A 16,582-nucleotide genomic window follows, 5' to 3' on the forward strand; every position below is an offset into this window, starting at 1 on the left:
CTCAGCGGCCGTCCTGAAGCGCCGGCGTTCCTCCGAAAGAACTGGGTCCCCGCTTTCGCGGGGATGAGCGGAACAGTAGAACAGTCACGCTCGTCGGAGGCCGCGCCATGATCATCGTCCACCACCTGAACGACTCCCGCTCACAGCGCGTGCTGTGGCTGCTTGAGGAGCTGGGCGCGGAATACCAGGTCAAACGCTACGAGCGCGATCCGAAGACCCGGCTGGCGCCGAAGGAACTCCGCGCCATCCATCCGCTGGGCAAGTCGCCGGTGATCCAGCACGGCGACATCATCGTCGCCGAGACCGGCGCCATTCTGGAATACCTGCTCGACATTCATTCCCACTCGGGCCTGAGACCCGAGCCCGGCACGCCCGAGGCGCGGCGCTTCACCTACTGGATGCACTACGCCGAGGGATCGGCCATGACGCCGCTGCTGCTGAAGCTGATCTTCGGCGAGATTCCCAAGCGCACGCCCTTCTTCGCCCGTCCGATCGCCAGGAGCATCGCCAACAAGGTCAACGCGGCCATGATCGCCCCCCAGATCGCCAACCACACCGCGTGGTGGGAGTCCGAGCTGGCGAAGGACGGCTGGTTCGCCGGCGATCGCTTCACCGCCGCCGACGTGATGATGAGCTTCCCGCTGGAGGCCGCCGGCTCGCGCATCGGCTTCGGCAAGGACAAGCCCGCCTGCGCCGCCTTCCTGAAGCGAATTCGTGAGCGCCCGGCCTACCGTCGCGCCCTCGAACGCGGCGGACCCTACGCCTACGCCTGAAGGCCACATCGGCCAGCGAAACGGGAATCGAAGGGCAACCGGTACGTGTCGGGCCGCGTTAACGACCCCATGCGCCTGAAAACAGTACAGATCATCGCGGCTCTCGCTGCCGCCGTCGCCTTCCTGTTGGCCTTTATGGCCGCCGGCGTGCTGCTGGTGTCCACCCTGTTCATGGCCGCCGGCCTCGCGGCCGTGGCCTGGCTGGCCTGGAGCCTGATCCGGCAGGTCCATGCCCGCACCCGAAAAAAGGCGAGCGCCACCCGCCCTTGAACCTTTGGACCGGGCGCCCTACCCTCTTGGGCCGGTCGCGCGCGCCCAGCGATCTCTGTGCCGAGTCAGTCTTTCAGTCGGGCGAAGACAAGAAATTCACGACATATGGAAAAAGTGCCGATGACGGCCGAGGGCTACCGTGTCCTCGACGATCAGCTGAAGCAATTGAAGTCGGTGGAACGACCGAGCGTCATCGCGGCCATTTCAGAGGCCCGCGAGCACGGCGACCTGTCCGAAAACGCCGAGTATCACGCGGCCAAGGAACGGCAGGGCTGGATCGAAGGCTCTATCGCCGACATCGAGGACAAGCTGTCGCGCGCCCAGGTGATCGACGTATCCAAGCTGTCCGGCGACCAGGTGAAATTCGGCGCCACGGTCACCGTGGTTGACGAGGACACCGAGGAAGAGGGCCGCTACCAGATCGTCGGCGAGCACGAAGCCGACGTGAAGGCGGGCAAGATCTCCGTCGCCTCGCCGATCGCGCGCGCCATGATCTCGAAAGAGGTCGGCGACGTGGTCGAGGTCAACACCCCCGGCGGCGTGAAGGCCTACGAGATCCTCAAGGTCGAGTGGAAATAGTCCGATGACCACGCCTTCCGGAACGCGCCCGCCTCTGGTGTCGCACGTTTCGGTCGGCGTATCCGACGTCGCCCGCGCCGGCGCGTTCTTCGACGCCGTCATGGCTCCGCTCGGGGCCCGACGGATCATGGAACACGCCGTGGGCATCGGCTACGGCCGCAGCTTCCCCGAGTTCTGGGCCGCCCGTCCGCACGACGGCGGCCCTTCCGCATGTGGCAACGGGACCCACATCTGCTTCAACGCCGACGGCCCTGACGCGGTCGCCGCCTTCCATGCCGCTGGCCTGGCCGCGGGCGGGACCGACGACGGCGCGCCTGGCCCCCGGCCGGAATACGCCCCCGGCTACTACGCCGCCTTCCTGCGCGACCCCGACGGCAACAAGGTCGAGGCCATGTGCTGGATCGCGCCTTCCGCCGCTTCGTGACGCGTCCCCTCTCCATCCAGGTCGTCTCCGACGGCCGGATCGGCATGGAGAACCAGGCCCTCGGCCTGGCCGAGGCCGTCCAGCGCCTGACTCCCGCCGACATCACCGTCAAACGCATCCGCTGGAAGCCCGCCTTCGACAAGCTGCCGTCGGCGCTCAAGGCCCCGTGGATGCTGGATGCGTCCTCCGACGCCCCCTTCCCCGCGCCCGGCGAGCCCTGGCCCGACCTTTGGATCGCCACCGGCCGCGCGACCCTGCCGCTCTCGCTGATGGCCAAACGCCGCTCGGGCGGCCGGACTTTCGTCGTCCAGACCCAGGATCCGCGCTGGCGCACGGGCGACTTCGACCTGGTGGTCGCGCCCCGACATGACGGGATCGAAGGGCCGAACGTCCTGTCCATCACCGGCTCGCCGCATCGGGTGACGCCGGAGCGGGTGGCCGAGGGCGCCAAGGCTTTCGCCGAGCGGCTGGAAGCCCTCCCCCGTCCCCGGGTAGCGGTCCTGGTCGGCGGCAAGTCGCGCACGCACGACCTGCCTGCCGGACACGCTGCGAGCCTCGCTTTCAGCGTCGGAGACGCCATAGACGACGCCAAGGGCTCGATGATGGTGACCTACTCCCGCCGGACACCCGAAGTGGCGAAAGATGTCTTCACGTTCGAGATGAACGCTCCGGGACATCTACCGGGCCTCATCTGGGACGGGACCGGTCCCAACCCCTATTTCGCCTTCCTGCACTATGCCGACCACATCCTGGTCACCGAGGACAGCGCCAACATGGCCGCCGAGGCCGCCTCCACCGGCAAGCCGGTGCACATCCTGCCGATGGTCGCGACGAAGCCCGCGGACAAGTTCGCCCGCCTCCACGCCGACCTCCGCGACCGCGGCGCGGCGCGGCCATTCGACGGAACCCTGGACGGCTGGACCTACGACCCGCTCGCCGAAACCGACCGCGCGGCCCGGGAGGTGCTCAAGCGGATGGGGCGGGACTAGCCTTCTCCCTCCCCGTCCCGGGGAGGGTGGCCGCGCAGCGGCCGGGTGGGGGCGGCCGCCTCAAGCCGCGCCACGATGCCCGCCAGAACCCCGTCCAGGTTGTCCCGGACAGAAGCGTTGTCGTAACGCAGCGTCGTGAACCCTTCTCGGGCGAAGGCCGCATCGCGTCGCCGGTCATGCTCCGCGCGAAAGTCGTGGCTGGCGCCATCGACCTCGACGATCAGCTGCCGGTCCAGACAGACGAAGTCGGGAAAGTAGCCGAGCATCGGGTGTTGCCGGCGGAAATGAAACCCCCGAGCGCGCAGTCGGCGCAGGGCGACCCACATGCGGTCCTCCGGCGGGCTCATCTGCTTGCGCATGGCGCGGGCCCTGGTGACGCTTCCCATCGACGCCTCCGCAATTGCGCGGACAGGTTGCATGAGTCAGGTAGAAAGGGAAGCCGCCCCCACCCGGTCGCTGCTGCGCAGCGACCACCCTCCCCGGGACGGGGAGGGAGAATTCAGCGCCACCCACTTAGTCGCCGCCGCCACCACCACCGCCGCCGTCTCCGCCGCCTCCATCGGAACTGCCGTCGCCGCTGTCACCGTACGGGCCCCCGCCATCCTTGCCGTCCTTCTTCTTCGCCGTGGCCGCGCCCATCATCGCCACGCCGAGGCCCGAGCCGATGGCCACACCCAGGCTGATGCCGAGCGCCAGATTGTCAAGCGCCGTACCCAGGGCCACGCCGATGGCGATCCCGGCCCCGATCCCGATCGGCAAGAACGCCGCGCTATTGGTCTTCTTCATCCCCGACTCCCTTCGCGCAGGCCCACCCTGGCCATCGCGCTGGACGGAATCAGCGCCTAAATAGGCGCCATGAGCAATCCCCGTACCGTCCGCGTCGCCATCATCGGTTCCGGCCCCGCCGGCTGGACCGCCGCCATCTACGCCGCGCGCGCGCTGCTGAGCCCCGTCGTCATCGCCGGCCTGCAGCCGGGCGGCCAGCTGACCATCACCACCGACGTCGAGAACTATCCCGGCTTCGCCGACGTCATCCAGGGCCCCTGGCTGATGGAGCAGATGCAGAAGCAGGCCGAGCACGTCGGCACCGAGGTCATCCACGACATCGTGGTCAAGGCCGACCTGTCGCAGCGCCCGTTCCGCCTGACGCTGGACTCCGGGACCGAGATGCTCGCCGAGACCGTCATCATCTCCACCGGCGCCCAGGCCAAATGGCTGGGCATCGAGAGCGAGGCCAAATACCAGGGCTTCGGCGTCTCGGCCTGCGCCACCTGCGACGGCTTCTTCTACCGCGGCAAGGACGTGATCGTGGTCGGCGGCGGCAACACCGCCGTGGAAGAGGCCCTGTTCCTCACCAACTTCGCCTCCAAGGTCACGGTCGTGCACCGCCGCGACGAGTTCCGCGCCGAGCGCATCCTGCAGGACCGCCTGTTCTCGAACCCCAAGGTCGAGGTCATCTGGGACAACGCCATCGATGAGATCCTCGGCGCCTCCTACGACGGCGGCGTCAACGTCACCGGCGCGCGCCTGAAGAACGTCAAGACCGGCGAAACCCGCGAGATCGCCGCCGACGGCGTCTTCATCGCCATCGGCCACGCCCCGTCATCGGAGCTGTTCGCCGGCCAGCTGGAGACCAAGCAGGGCGGCTATCTGGTCGTGAAGCCGGGCACCTCGGCCACCGCCATCGAGGGCGTCTGGGCCGCCGGCGACGTCACCGACGACATCTACCGTCAGGCCGTCACCGCCGCCGGCATGGGCTGTATGGCGGCTCTGGAAGCGGTGCGCTTCCTCGCCGAGCAGGATCACAAGGCCGAAGGCCACCCGATCTCGCACAAGGAAGCCGAGAAGATCGGCGTCTGGTAGGCCGCCTCAGCCGAACAGCTGCAGCCCCGGCGGGGCGTATTCGATCGTACGGCCCTCGCGGCGGCGCAGGGCGTAGTCGACGGCCGTCTGCATGGAATGCTCGTCGGTGGGCTTGGACAGCACGCCCAGCGTGCCCTCGACGCCGTCACGGACCATCCCCGGGTTGGCGGTCATGTACAGCACCGTCACGCCCATATGGGTGGCCAGTTCGCGGCCCAGATCGACGCCGGTCGGGCCGTCGGACAGATGGATGTCCACCAGCGCCAGATCGACGTCGTTCTCCTTGACCAGGTCCAGCGCCGACTTCGCGTCCGCCGCCGTGCCGACCACCTCGTGCCCCAGATCTTCCAGCACGAAGCGCATCTCCATCGCCACCAGCGCTTCGTCTTCAATGATCAGGATACGGGCAGTCATAAGCAGATACGGTTTGTGGTCTCAGGTCAGTTTCAATTGCGGACGCTGCGATGAACGCCCCGGACAGTTGCAGGTTTCGCGCCAGTTCCGGATTTACGGGACATTGCGCGCCGCGAGTCTCCTGGAAAGCGCAGTCGCCGGCAGATCCGCGACCACGCACAGGCCCCCGGCGTCCCAGTTCCGCTCCAGCCGCCCGCCCAGCTGTCCCTCGACCGACAGGGTGGCGAGGGCCGAGCCGAAACCGGTGCGCTCCGGGACGCCCGCGACCGGCGGCCCGCCCTGCTCGCGCCAGGTCAGGATGAAGCGATCGCCGGCCTTGCGCGTCTCCAGATCGACGAACCCGGCCTCGGTCGACAGCGCGCCGTACTTGGCCGCATTGGTCGCCAGCTCGTGGAACAGCAGCGCCACCGACGTCGCCGCCTGATCGTCGAACACGGCGTCGTCTCCCGTCAGACGCACCCGGTCCGTCCCGTCCGCCATGGCGTAGGCCTTGAACAGATCGGACAGGAAGGCGTGCAGCGTCATCGTCCCGACGGTCGGCCGCGAAGTCTCCGTATGCGGCCGCACGAACTCATGCGCCCGGGCCAGGGCGTTGATCCGTGTCCGCACCGAGCCGGCGAACTCCTTCGCCTCCGGATGCCGCCGCGCCGACAGGGCGATCAGGGCCGAGATCACCGCGAAGATGTTCTTGATCCGGTGGCTGAGCTCCTGGCTGAGCAGTTCCTTGGACTGCTCCATCCGCTTCAGCTCGTCGATATCCGTGCAGGTGCCGAACCAGCGCACGATCTCGCCCTGCTCGTTCCGGATCGGCATCGCGCGTCCCAGCGTCCAGCGATACACGCCCGACCGGTGCCGCAGGCGGTATTCGATCTCATAGGGCTCGCCGGTCGTCAGCGAGTGCCGCCAGCGGGTCCAGGCGCGCCCCTGGTCGTCCGGATGGAACATGTCGTTCCAGCCCTCGCCGTCGGTCGACCCGTCGGGCACGCCGGTGAATTCGTACCAACGGGCGTTGTAGTAGTCGTGGAACCCGTCCGGCAGGGTCGACCACACCATCTGCGGCATGGAGTCGGCGATGGCGCGGAACTGGGCCTCGGACTGGTCCCGCATCCTCAGTGACCGGCGCAGCTCCAGCTGCATCATCACCTGGGCGGCCAGCACCCGCAGCGTCTCCATCTGGATCGGGGTCGCGCCGTCCGGGCGGGCCCGGGTGTCCAGCACGCACAGCGTCCCGATCGGCAGCCCCTCTTCCGACTTCAGCAGTTCGCCGGCGTAGAACCTCAGGCCGGACTCGCCGGTCACCAGCGGATTGCAGGCGAAGCGGTCGTCGGTCCTGGCGTCCGGCACCACCAGCCGGTCCTGCTGCAGGATCGCGTGGGCGCAGAACGAGGTCTCCAGCGGCGTCTCGCGCACGCCCAGCCCGACCTCAGCCTTGAACCACTGCCGGCCCTCGTCGATCAGGTTCACCACGGCGATGGGCGCGTCGAACACGCGGGCGATCAGCTTGACGATGTCGTCGAACGCCGCCTCCGGCTCGGTGTCCAGAATTCCATAGGCGCGCAGGGCGGATAGCCGCTGCCGTTCCCGATACGAATTCATGATCGCAGACGCGGAGTCGGGCACGCACAAACCTTCAAACGGCGCGCCGCGCCCGGGATTGGACGGACTCTAATGCGGATGCGGCCGGTGCGTTGCAACACATGTCGCGCGGCGGGCGTCAGGAGGCGGGCCGTCCGACTTCCTCCACCGCCATCGGGGTCACCCCGGGCGCTTCGACCACCGGCGCGGGCGCGGGCGTCTCATAGGCCGCCATCCGCTGGTTGATCGCCGCGATGTCTTCCGGCGTGGCCTGGCGCCGTCCGCCCAGCGACAGGACGCCGACGACGCGGGTCTGGCCGTCGATCTCCACCGTCCGCACCGCGCCCTGGCCGTTGGCGGCGGCTTCGGCCAGCGCCAGCTCGGCCTCTTCCGGCGTCACCGGCAGCTGGATCCGCGGCCGGGCGAACCGCGCCTCGTCGATCAGGGGCTCGCGGCCCGAATAGGGTTGCCGGAAGGCCGACGGCTCCCCGTACACGCCCTTCCAGCGATAGAAGATGTGCGCGCCGATCTGGGTCAGCTTGTTCAGCGTCGGCGCCCACCACGGATGCACATAGTCGGCGTGATAGTGGGTCGCCGTGCCCACCCGCGTGGCCACATAGCCGGCCAGCGCCCGCTCGGCGACGCGCTTCGCCCGCTCCCAGGCCCAGCCCACGGGAGCCTGGCCCAGCGAGCCGTCGCAGGTGAAGCTGAACTGGCAGCCGGTGATCCGTTCGGCGCCCTGGAACACCACCCCGCACACGCTGTTGGCGTAGTTCGGATCGCGCACGCGATTCAGCACCACCTGGGCCACGCCCTCCTGGCCCTCGGTCGGCTCCAGCGCCGCCTCGTAATAGATCGCCTGGGTCAGGCAGCGCAGGGCGCGACGCCGGTCCTCGGCGGTCTTCGGCCGGAAAGCAAACGGCTGCGCCGCGCGCAGCTGGCCCGACACCGTCGGAATGGTCGAATTCAGCTTGATGGCGTCCAGACCGGTCGCGCCGAAGTCCAGCGTCGGCTTGCCCGCCAGGGTCAGGCTCTCCCACCCCGGCGTCAGGCCGTACAGGGCGGCGGCGCGCAGGTTCGGATCGTTGCGCAGGGCGATCGCCCGTTCCGAGGCGCTCATCCGCCCGGCGATGGCCTCAAGCCCCTTGTTGGACAGATCGCCCTTCGTCAGCTGGCGCACGGCCTCCGCCCGGCGATCGATATCGGGGCGCGGGGTCGACGACGCAGCCATGGCGACGCCGAACACGGCCAACGCAACAGGCGCGGCGGCCGCAAGCCGTCGCGCCTCCTTGCGCACCCATGTCCAGTTCGTGACGTCCAGTGTCCTGCTCCCGGGCCCTCGCAATCCGTGCGGGGGCCAGCGTATGCCTTTCAAGCCAGGCGCTTTTCTGGCCGAAAAGCACCGTTTGGTCGTCTCACCGGCGCACTAATGGGCCATTTCCGCCCCCGAAGGAACGGTTATCGCCCGCCAAGGGTGGAGCGCAGCATCCAGGCGAACTTCTCGTGCGCCGCCAGCCGTTGGGTCATCAGATCGGCCGACGCCTCGTCCCCGGCCTCGTCCGCGGCCTCGAACGCCTTGCGGGTCGTGGCGATCAGGGTCTCGTGGTCCTTCAGCAGTTCCTTGAGCATCGGACCGGCTTCCTTTTCGGGATCGCCGTCCTTGATCGAGGTCAGATTGCCGAAACCCGAGAAGCTCTGCGGGGCCAGCACGCCCAGGGCGCGGATGCGCTCGGCGATGTCGTCCAGCGCCGCCCAGATGTCGCGGTACTGCTGCTCAAGCAGGTTGTGATAGCCGAAGAACTCCGGCCCGCGGACGTTCCAGTGATAGCCGTGCGTCTTCAGATAGACGGCGAAGCTGTCGGCCAGGACCTTGGTCAGTTCCTGCGCCACATCCGTGCGCTCCGTCTTGCTGAGGCCGGTGTCGATGGTCACGGTCATGCGGAATCCTGCGGGTCAGAGAAAATGGATGGGGTTCGACCAATCAGTTAGGTCGGACGCAGCGTGACGCAACCCCGCCGTGTTGCGGCGAAGCTGATTGTCATGCGTGGCGGAACGCAACCAAAGCCAATACGTTGCCTGTTGTTCGCGCTCGCGCGAGTGGGGGGTTATGGGCGTACATTCGGTCCTTGGAAGAATCCTGGACATCGACGCCGGCGTGACGCGCCTGGCGCGGGTGCGTCAGCGATCGTGGTGGGTCTCCGCCCTCATCGGGCTGGGCTGCGCGGTCGCGATGCTGCTGGTCCGCAAGGTCCTGTCCGCCTTCTACGGCGACCTCACCGGCTTCATGATCCTGCTCCCGGCGGTGATCGTCGCCGCCCTGGCCGCCGGGCGCGTCGCCGGCGTCACCGCCCTGTTCGCCTGCCTGTTCGGCGGCTGGCTCGTCGTCGGACACGATACGCTGGGCGTCGGGATCGGGACGCCGCTGGGTCGGGTCGCGACCGTCAATTTCGTCGTCGTCGGCCTGTTCACGGCCATGGTGGCGGCCGCCCTCCGCAAGACCCTCGGCCGTCTCGACGCCTCCATCGACGCCCTGGGCCATACGACAGCCCGCGTCAGCGATACCGAAAGCCGGCTGCATGTGATCAGCGAACAGGCCCCGGTCATGCTCTGGATGAGCGATGAACACGGGCGCTGCGTCCACCTGAACCAGGAGCTGCGCCAGTTCTGGGGCGTCACCGGGACGGAGAAAGGCTTCGACTTCGCCGCCTATCTGCATCCCGACGATCTGGAACGCGCCGCCACTGTCACCATCGACGCCAACAAGCGGACCGCGCCCTTCCAGATCGACGCCCGCTTCCGGCGCGCCGACGGCGCATGGCGCGTCCTGCATACCGAGGCGCGTCCCCGGTTCGGCCCTGGCGGCGAGTATCGCGGCATGATCGGCGTCAACACCGACGTCACCGAAGCCCGCGCCGCCGACGCCGCCCTGCGCGAGCGCGAAGCCCAGCTCCAGGCCATGGTCGACCAGGCCTCCGCCGGCATCGCCCGGGTCGGCCTCGACGGCTCGATCCTCAGCGCCAACGCCCGTTTCGCCGAAATCCTCGGCGTGCGCCCCGACGACGTCATCGGCCGGACCACCGCGATGGTCAGCCATCCCGACGACGTCGAGCCGACCCGCGCGGCCCTGCAGGAGGCCCTCAGCCAGGGCGGCGCCCAGCTCGAGAAGCGCTACGTGCGGCCGGACGGATCGACCGTCTGGACCGTCCTCAGCCTGCGCGCCCTGATCGGCGCCGGCGGAACGGTCGAGGGCTATATCGCCGTCGTCGTCGACATCTCGGGCGCCAAGGCCGCCGAGGCCGCACTGCGCGAGAGCGAGACCCGCTTCCGCCTGATGGCCGACACCGCGCCCTCCCCGGTCTGGCTGACCAACTCGGACGGCGAGGTCGAATTCGTCAACGAGGCCCTCGTCCAGTTCTACGGCCAGTCGGCGGACGAGATCCTCGGCCACGCCTGGCGTCAGGCCGTCCATCCTGACGATCTGGCCCTGGTCAGCGAGGCCCAGCAGGTCGCCCGCCCCCGCCACCTTCCCTACGGCTTCGAGGCCCGGTTCCGCCGCGTCGACGGCGCCTGGCGCTGGATGCGGATCGCGGTCAACCCGCGCTTCGACCCCGAGGGCGGCTTCATGGGCTACGTCGGCATGTCGTTCGACGTCACCGACACGCGCGAGGCCATGGACGCCGTCGCCCGGCAGGAGCGTCGCCAGTCCTTCCTGCTGCGGCTCACCGACTCCCTGCGCGACATCGGCTCTCCCGAAGAGATCATGGAAGAGGTCGAACGCGCCCTCGGGGCCGAGCTCGGCGCCGACCGCGTCGGCTATGGCGAGGTCGATCAGGAGCGCGGCCAGGTCGAGATGAGCCGCGACTGGACCGCCGGCGTCGTCAGCGCCCAGGGTCAGTTTTCGCTGGAGGACCTGGGCGCAAAACTCATCGACGACCTCGCCGCGGGCCGCACCATCCGCATTCCGGACGTCCGCGAGGACCCGCGCACGCGCGACGCGCTCGATGTGTTTGACCGGCTCCAAACCCGCGCCCTCATGCGCACGCCGCTGATCCGCGGCGGCCGCCTGCGGGCCTTCCTCTACGTCCACGCCTCCGGGGTCCGCGACTGGACCGACGCCGAGGCGGAGCTGCTTCAGGAGGTCGCCGGCCGCACCTGGACCGAGATCGAGCGCACCCGCGCCGAGGCCGAGGTCCGCGAGAGCGAGGAGCGCTTCCGCGCCATCGCCGACACCGCCCCGGTGCTGATCTGGGTGACGCAGCAGGACCGCACCCGCGCCTTCGTCAACCAGGCCTATGTCGCCTACAATGGCGGATCGTACGAAGAGGCTCGCCTCGCCGACTGGCGCGACGTCATCCACCCGGACGACCACGAACGCATCATCGAGGACTCCCTCGCCGGCGAGGCCACCGCCCAGCCTTTCTCGATGGAGGCCCGCTACAAGCGCCACGACGGCGAGTTCCGCTGGCTGAAATCCTTCTCGCGCCCCCGCTTCGGCGCCGACGGCGAGGTCATCGGCTTCGTCGGCGTGGCCTTCGACGTCACCGACATCCGCGAGTCCCAGGCCCGGCTGATGGAGTCCGAGACCCGGTTCCGCACCGTCGCCGACAGCGCGCCCGTGCAGATCTGGATGACCGACATCGACGGCGACGTCGCCTTCGCCAACCGGCGCTACAAATCCTTCTTCGGCATCGGCGACGGCGATCTGAAGACCGGCTGGCGCACGACTGTGACCTCCTTCCATCTGGAGGAGTCGCACGAGGACTTCGTCCGCGCGGTCGAACAGCGTGACCGCTACGAACGCGTCATGCAGCTGGATCACCCGACGCTGGGGCCGCGCTGGCTGCGCTGCGAAGGCATCCCCCGCTTCGACGGGGCCGGTCAGTTCCAGGGCTATGTCGGGGCCAATGTCGACGTCACCGAGGCCAAGAAGGCCGAGGAGGACCTCAAGCGCATCAACGAACTGCTGGAGGAACGCGTCGGCGACGCCCTCGCCGAAAAGGCCAAGGCCGAGGCCGACCTCATGCACGCCCAGCGCATGGAGGCCGTCGGCCGCCTCACCGGCGGCGTCGCGCACGACTTCAACAACCTTCTGACGGTCGTCATCGGCGCGTTGGACATGATGCTGCGCTCGCCCGGCGACATGGCCCGTCAGCGCAAACTGGGCGAGGCCGCCCTGGCCGCCGCCCGCCGCGGCGAGGGCCTGACCCACCAGCTGCTCGCCTTCTCGCGCCGCCAGGCCCTGCGGCCCGAGCCCACTGACCTGAACTCCCTGATCCGCGAAAGCGAACCCCTGCTGCGCCGCGCCGTCGGCGAGGCGGTCGAGTTCAAGCTGAAGCTGCGCCGTGGCGGGGCTCGTGTCAGCGTCGACCCGGCCCAGTTCGAGGCCGCCCTGCTCAATCTGGTCGTCAACGCCCGCGACGCCGTCGGCGACCACGGCCTGATCAGCATCCAGACCGCGGCCTGCACTGTGCGCACCGGCGAGGTGCCGGAGCTGGCGGCGGGCGACTACGTCTGCGTCAGCGTCACCGACGACGGCGCCGGCATGGCCCCCGAGGTCGTCGGCCGCGTCTTCGAGCCCTTCTTCACCACCAAGGCCATCGGCAAGGGCACGGGCCTGGGCCTCAGCCAGGTCTACGGCTTCGCCCGCCAGAGCGGCGGCGGCGTGCGCGTCGCCTCCACCCAGGGCAAGGGCACGGAGATCCGCCTCTACCTGCCGCCGATCGACCGCAGCGTGGATCTGGCCATCGATCCGGCGCGGATGAAGCTCGACGCCAGCGTCGCCGGCCGTCGCCTGCTGCTGGTCGAGGACGACCCCTGGGTCGCCGCCGTGGCGCTGGAGCTGCTGGAGTCGATGGGTATGGAGGTCAGCCTGGTCGACACGGCCCGCCAGGCCCTTGAGGTGCTCGCCATCGAGGCATTCGACGTGATGCTGAGCGACGTGGTCATGCCCGGCGGCATGACGGGGATCGAACTGGCGCGCGAAAGCGCCCGCCAGTGGCCCGACATGCGCATCGTGCTCACGTCAGGCTATGCGGGCGAGGATGTCGACGAGGCGCTGTCGAAGGCACCCTGGCCGTTCCTGCGCAAACCGTACTCGCGCGAGCAACTGGCCGAGGCCCTGGGCGAGACGCCGGCAGACGCCGGGGACTGACCGCCCCCGGCCCGGCGTCAGGCGATCAGCGCTGGCGCGCCTTGCGGGCGGCGTAGCGGGCGTCGCGCGCGGCCTTCTGCTCTTCCTTGGACAGAGCCTTGCGCTCCTTGCGGGCGGCGCGCTTCTCGGCGTCCACCTCGTCCTGTGCGGCCTGCTGGGCAGCCAGCTTGGCGGCTTCCTTCTCGGCCTTCTCGCGGCGCTGCTCGGCCTTGGCCAGCTCGTGCTGCTGGCGCAGGGCTTCCTTGTCAGCGGCGCGCTTGGCGGCCAGCTTTTCGAATTCCGGGTCTGGGGCGGCCGCCTTCGGCTTGAACTTGGCCAGCAGGGCCTTCTTGGCGTCCTGCTGGGCGGAAAGGCGATCGGTGAAGCCGGTTTGTTTCAGATCTCTCATGCGAGGAGTCGTCGTATCCCTGGATCGAATGTGGGTTAGATAAAGCGTAGCGGCGGAGGGCGCGATCGGCGCTCAGGCCCCGGGCGGGTCGGCTAACCCCATTTAGGCGCGAAAAGCAAGATTGCGAGGGCGCGACGGCTGCCGCGCCCTCACGAGTGTGTCACTTCAGTTCGGTTTTTCGGCGTGGCCGACAGCGGCGCCGGCGGCCCCGCCGACGGCGGCTCCGACCGGTCCGCCCACGACGGCGCCGGCGACGGCGCCCGTGGCGGCCTTCTGTTCGATGGTGTGGCCGCAGGCGGCGGCGCCCAGGGCGAGGGTGGTGACGGCGAGAGCGACGGTGAAGCTTTTCATTTTCTTACCTCCTGTAGAGGCGCTGAAACGTCACCATGGCCGACCCGGTTCCGGTCAGCGCGGCAAAGTGTCCAGTCGCCCCGCCTCCCTTGCGAAGACTACAACGCCGCACCACCTCAGTCGCACTCCGCATGAAATTGCGGCCGGTTCGGATCAGATTTCGATATCAGGACAGTACTTCCGTCATCGACTGATCCGATCCTTTCTAACCAACCCTGTGAAATCACAGACATACACGAGCGTTAACCTTTGATGCTCGAATGAGCCCGATTCTTGCGAATCGACCACATTGGCGCCATAAACCGCTGGCTTAAGGCCGCCAACGACAGCTCGGCCATATCCGCCGGGCGTTGAGACTGCCGCCGCTGGTCCGCTTCCTGCAGAGATCACGGCGTGACTACCCGGGGGCGGCATTGCGCCCTGCCGAACAGGACAGAGCCTTTGTCGAACCCCTCGCAGTCGCGTGCGACCCATTCTGCCGACCGCGGTGCGCCTTTCCGGCCCGTGACGGCGGCGGCGGTGTTCGGCGCACTGGTGGGACTGGCGGTCGGCGGCGCCTATCTGGGCGGCGCTGCGGCCAGGGCTTCGACGGTTCGCACCCAGGCTGAGCGCATCGAGGGCGCGACGGCGGCGGGATTCACTGAGGAAGCGCTGGCGGCCGCCGCGGGCGGGCTCGACGAGAGCGCCCTGGCCATCGCCCGTCGCCACGACCCCTACACCGTCGCCGGCTCGGCCCAGCGCGACCGTCAGTCCGAGATGCTGACGGCCCGCCTCGAGCAGCTGCGCGGCGCCGATATGAACCAGGGAGGTCTGCGCCAGGTCAACCTGACCACGCCGGCGGCCCAGCCCTTCCGTCTGGGCGGCGCGCTCGACGCGTCGCGCGACCTCGATTGCCTGACCCAGGCCGCCTATTACGAAGCCCGCGGCGAAGGCCGCGACGGCATGCGCGCAGTGGCCCAGGTGGTGCTGAACCGCGTCCGCCACCCGGCCTTCCCCAAGAGCGTCTGCAGCGTCGTCTTCCAGGGCGCCGGTCGCCGCACCGGTTGCCAGTTCAGCTTCACCTGCGACGGCTCCATGCGCGGCCGCGTCAATCGCGCCGCCTGGGATCGCGCCCGCGAAGTCGCCTCGGCGGCCCTGTCGGGCAATGTCTACGCCGGTGTCGGCAACGCCACCCACTTCCACACCACCGGCGTCTCGCCGCAGTGGCGTTCCTCGCTGATCCGCGTCAGCCAGGTCGGCGATCATGTGTTCTACCGCTTCGGCGGCCGTTCGGGCTCGCGCGGCGCTTTCTCCTACGCCGCCCGCCCGTCGGTCGACGCCGATGCGCCGCGCCTGATCCAGGCCAGCCTCGATCCGACCGGCCCGGTGCGCGAGGCCGGGGCCGTCGCCTACAATCTGCTGCTGGCGCAAGAAGGCCGCGCCGCGCCCGCCGACCAGCCGTCGGCGCCGCCCGCTCCGGCCATCACGCCGGCCCAGGCGGATGTCGCGCCCGCAGCCGAACCGGCCGCCGCGCCCGCCGCCTGATCGTCAGCGGTCCTGCACCTTCCAGTGGGTGGTCAGGTTCTGTCTCAGATTTCCGAACCGTCCCTGGGTGTCCAGATTGACGTCGGCGTCGCCCGGCTGCCCTGACTGGGCGCCGGTCGCCAGGTCGCGGCGATCGGTGGCCACCGCCTCGTCGATCGGCTTGCGGCCGCGGTCGGCGTAGCTGCGCTGTTCCTTCGGAATGCGGGGCGCGTGGGTCATCGGGGTCTCCTTCAGTGCCCGAAGAAAACCGATCCGCGCCGGGGTCGTTCCGTAGTTTCGTTCGCCGACCCCGCCTCAGCGGGCGTCCAGGCCGATATCCAGCGACGGCGCCGAGTGCGTCAGCGCGCCCACGGAAATCACGTCCACGCCGGTCTCCGCGATGCCGCGCACCGTCTCCAGATTGACCCCGCCCGAGGCCTCCAGCGTCACCCGCCCCGCCGTCCGGGCCACGGCCTCGCGCAGCATATCCAGTGTGAAATTATCCAGCATGATCACGTCCGGCGCCTCGGCCAGGGCCTCGTCCAGCTGATCCAGCCCGTCGACCTCGACCTCGACCTTCATCAGGTGGCCGGCCGCCGCCTTCGCGCGTCGCACGGCCTCGCCCACGCCGCCGCAGACGGCCACGTGGTTGTCCTTGATCAGGATCGCGTCATCCAGGCCGAAGCGATGGTTCATCCCGCCGCCGCACAGCACCGCGTGCTTCTCCAGCGCCCGCAGGCCCGGCGTCGTCTTGCGGGTGTCGGCGATCCGCGCCTTCGTCCCGGCCACGGCGTCCACATAGGCCCGCGTCAGCGTCGCGATCCCGCACAGCCGGCCCAGCAGGTTCAGCGCCGTCCGCTCGGCGGCCAGGAAGGCCCGCGCGTCGGCCTCCACCTCGGCCAGCACGGCCCCGGCCTCGAAGGCGTCGCCGTCTCGCAGCTTCAGCTCCACCTTCGCCGCCGGATCCATCGCCAGCACGGCCAGCCGTACGCAGTCGATCCCGGCCAGCACCCCGGCCTTACGCGCCGCGAACACCGCCCGCATCCGCGCGCCCTCGGGAATGCAGGCCTGGGCCGTCACATCGCCCGTCCGGCCCAGATCCTCGGTCAGGGCCAGGCGAACGACCGGCTCGATCAGCAGGTCGGGAAGTCGTCGGATCATTTGCATCACCAGTTCCTCCCCCGTCGGGGGAGGGGGACCACGCGCAGCGTGGTGGAGGGGGCCAGGCCCGGACAGGCTCCGGCGGATTGCACGACGTGACCGACCAAACGGCGGAGGGCTCCCCCTCCACCGCTTCGCGGT

At 69.3% G+C, this 16,582-nt stretch carries 18 protein-coding genes; 8 read left to right on the forward strand and 10 right to left on the reverse strand.

What is annotated here, in order from left to right; translation table 11 throughout:
• The first annotated feature begins 107 nt into the window (after positions 1-107).
• The 5 genes from GGR12_RS14240 (at position 108) to GGR12_RS14260 (ending at position 3,035) form a co-directional block, all read left to right on the forward strand.
• Positions 108-773, forward strand: coding sequence for a glutathione S-transferase (locus tag GGR12_RS14240; RefSeq protein WP_183205121.1), 666 nt, complete (start codon positions 108-110; stop codon positions 771-773).
• Between the two features lie 69 nt (positions 774-842).
• Entirely contained in the window at positions 843-1,043 is a 201-nt protein-coding gene (locus GGR12_RS14245) for a hypothetical protein (protein WP_183205122.1), read from the forward strand.
• Between the two features lie 105 nt (positions 1,044-1,148).
• Positions 1,149-1,622, forward strand: coding sequence for a transcription elongation factor GreA (gene greA / locus GGR12_RS14250; RefSeq protein ID WP_183205123.1), 474 nt, complete (start codon positions 1,149-1,151; stop codon positions 1,620-1,622).
• 4 nt (positions 1,623-1,626) lie between these two features.
• Entirely contained in the window at positions 1,627-2,046 is a 420-nt protein-coding gene (locus tag GGR12_RS14255) for a VOC family protein (RefSeq protein ID WP_183205124.1), read from the forward strand.
• Positions 2,016-3,035 (forward strand): mitochondrial fission ELM1 family protein, encoded by a 1,020-nt coding sequence (locus tag GGR12_RS14260; protein ID WP_343053272.1) that lies wholly within the window; start codon positions 2,016-2,018, stop codon positions 3,033-3,035. Before GGR12_RS14255 ends, GGR12_RS14260 begins: the two co-directional genes overlap by 31 nt.
• On the opposite strand, the gene GGR12_RS14265 is transcribed toward GGR12_RS14260, so the two are convergent.
• Both GGR12_RS14265 and GGR12_RS14270 read right to left on the reverse strand, forming a co-directional pair.
• On the reverse strand, positions 3,032-3,454 hold the full coding sequence (locus GGR12_RS14265) for an endonuclease domain-containing protein (RefSeq protein WP_343053274.1): 423 nt from the start codon (positions 3,452-3,454) through the stop codon (positions 3,032-3,034). The two genes, GGR12_RS14260 and GGR12_RS14265, sit on opposite strands and share 4 nt — an antisense overlap.
• Before the next feature lie 94 nt (positions 3,455-3,548).
• Positions 3,549-3,821: a glycine zipper domain-containing protein gene (locus tag GGR12_RS14270; RefSeq protein WP_183205126.1), complete on the reverse strand. Its 273-nt coding sequence runs from the start codon at positions 3,819-3,821 to the stop codon at positions 3,549-3,551.
• Between the two features lie 69 nt (positions 3,822-3,890).
• Between GGR12_RS14270 and trxB the strand changes: the two genes are divergently transcribed.
• Positions 3,891-4,898, forward strand: a complete 1,008-nt coding sequence (trxB, locus tag GGR12_RS14275) for a thioredoxin-disulfide reductase (RefSeq protein WP_183205127.1) — start codon at positions 3,891-3,893, stop codon at positions 4,896-4,898.
• 6 nt (positions 4,899-4,904) lie between these two features.
• Here trxB and GGR12_RS14280 read toward each other — a convergent pair whose 3' ends face one another.
• From GGR12_RS14280 to GGR12_RS14295, 4 genes are all read right to left on the reverse strand, one after another.
• Positions 4,905-5,312 carry a response regulator gene (locus tag GGR12_RS14280; RefSeq protein WP_183205128.1) on the reverse strand — a complete coding sequence of 136 codons (408 nt, stop codon included), beginning with the start codon at positions 5,310-5,312 and terminating at the stop codon, positions 4,905-4,907.
• A 93-nt stretch (positions 5,313-5,405) separates the two neighbouring features.
• The gene (locus GGR12_RS14285) at positions 5,406-6,908 is read right to left on the reverse strand and encodes a sensor histidine kinase (RefSeq protein WP_183205129.1); all 1,503 of its coding nucleotides are present in this window, start codon (positions 6,906-6,908) and stop codon (positions 5,406-5,408) included.
• Positions 6,909-7,026: 118 nt separating this feature from the next.
• Positions 7,027-8,118 (reverse strand): cell wall hydrolase, encoded by a 1,092-nt coding sequence (locus GGR12_RS14290; RefSeq protein ID WP_183205130.1) that lies wholly within the window; start codon positions 8,116-8,118, stop codon positions 7,027-7,029.
• 227 nt (positions 8,119-8,345) lie between these two features.
• Positions 8,346-8,825, reverse strand: a complete 480-nt coding sequence (locus tag GGR12_RS14295) for a Dps family protein (RefSeq protein WP_183205131.1) — start codon at positions 8,823-8,825, stop codon at positions 8,346-8,348.
• Between the two features lie 169 nt (positions 8,826-8,994).
• Here GGR12_RS14295 and GGR12_RS14300 point away from each other — a divergent pair, with 169 nt between their 5' ends.
• On the forward strand, positions 8,995-13,038 hold the full coding sequence (locus tag GGR12_RS14300) for a PAS domain S-box protein (protein WP_246328939.1): 4,044 nt from the start codon (positions 8,995-8,997) through the stop codon (positions 13,036-13,038).
• A gap of 25 nt (positions 13,039-13,063) precedes the next feature.
• Here GGR12_RS14300 and GGR12_RS14305 read toward each other — a convergent pair whose 3' ends face one another.
• On the reverse strand, positions 13,064-13,426 hold the full coding sequence (locus tag GGR12_RS14305; RefSeq protein ID WP_183205132.1) for a DUF6481 family protein: 363 nt from the start codon (positions 13,424-13,426) through the stop codon (positions 13,064-13,066).
• A 165-nt stretch (positions 13,427-13,591) separates the two neighbouring features.
• Positions 13,592-13,777 carry a hypothetical protein gene (locus tag GGR12_RS14310; RefSeq protein WP_183205133.1) on the reverse strand — a complete coding sequence of 62 codons (186 nt, stop codon included), beginning with the start codon at positions 13,775-13,777 and terminating at the stop codon, positions 13,592-13,594.
• A gap of 519 nt (positions 13,778-14,296) precedes the next feature.
• On the opposite strand from GGR12_RS14310, the gene GGR12_RS14315 reads away from it, so the two are divergent.
• A complete protein-coding gene (locus GGR12_RS14315) occupies positions 14,297-15,301 on the forward strand; it encodes a cell wall hydrolase (protein ID WP_343053276.1) in 1,005 nt (334 codons plus the stop codon).
• A gap of 3 nt (positions 15,302-15,304) precedes the next feature.
• Here the strand turns inward: GGR12_RS14315 and GGR12_RS14320 are convergent, their stop codons facing one another.
• Entirely contained in the window at positions 15,305-15,520 is a 216-nt protein-coding gene (locus GGR12_RS14320) for a hypothetical protein (RefSeq protein WP_183205134.1), read from the reverse strand.
• A 75-nt stretch (positions 15,521-15,595) separates the two neighbouring features.
• On the reverse strand, positions 15,596-16,441 hold the full coding sequence (gene nadC / locus GGR12_RS14325; protein WP_183205135.1) for a carboxylating nicotinate-nucleotide diphosphorylase: 846 nt from the start codon (positions 16,439-16,441) through the stop codon (positions 15,596-15,598).
• Positions 16,442-16,582 lie beyond the last annotated feature (141 nt).

Source organism: Brevundimonas lenta, assembly GCF_014196335.1.
Classification (GTDB): domain Bacteria; phylum Pseudomonadota; class Alphaproteobacteria; order Caulobacterales; family Caulobacteraceae; genus Brevundimonas; species Brevundimonas lenta.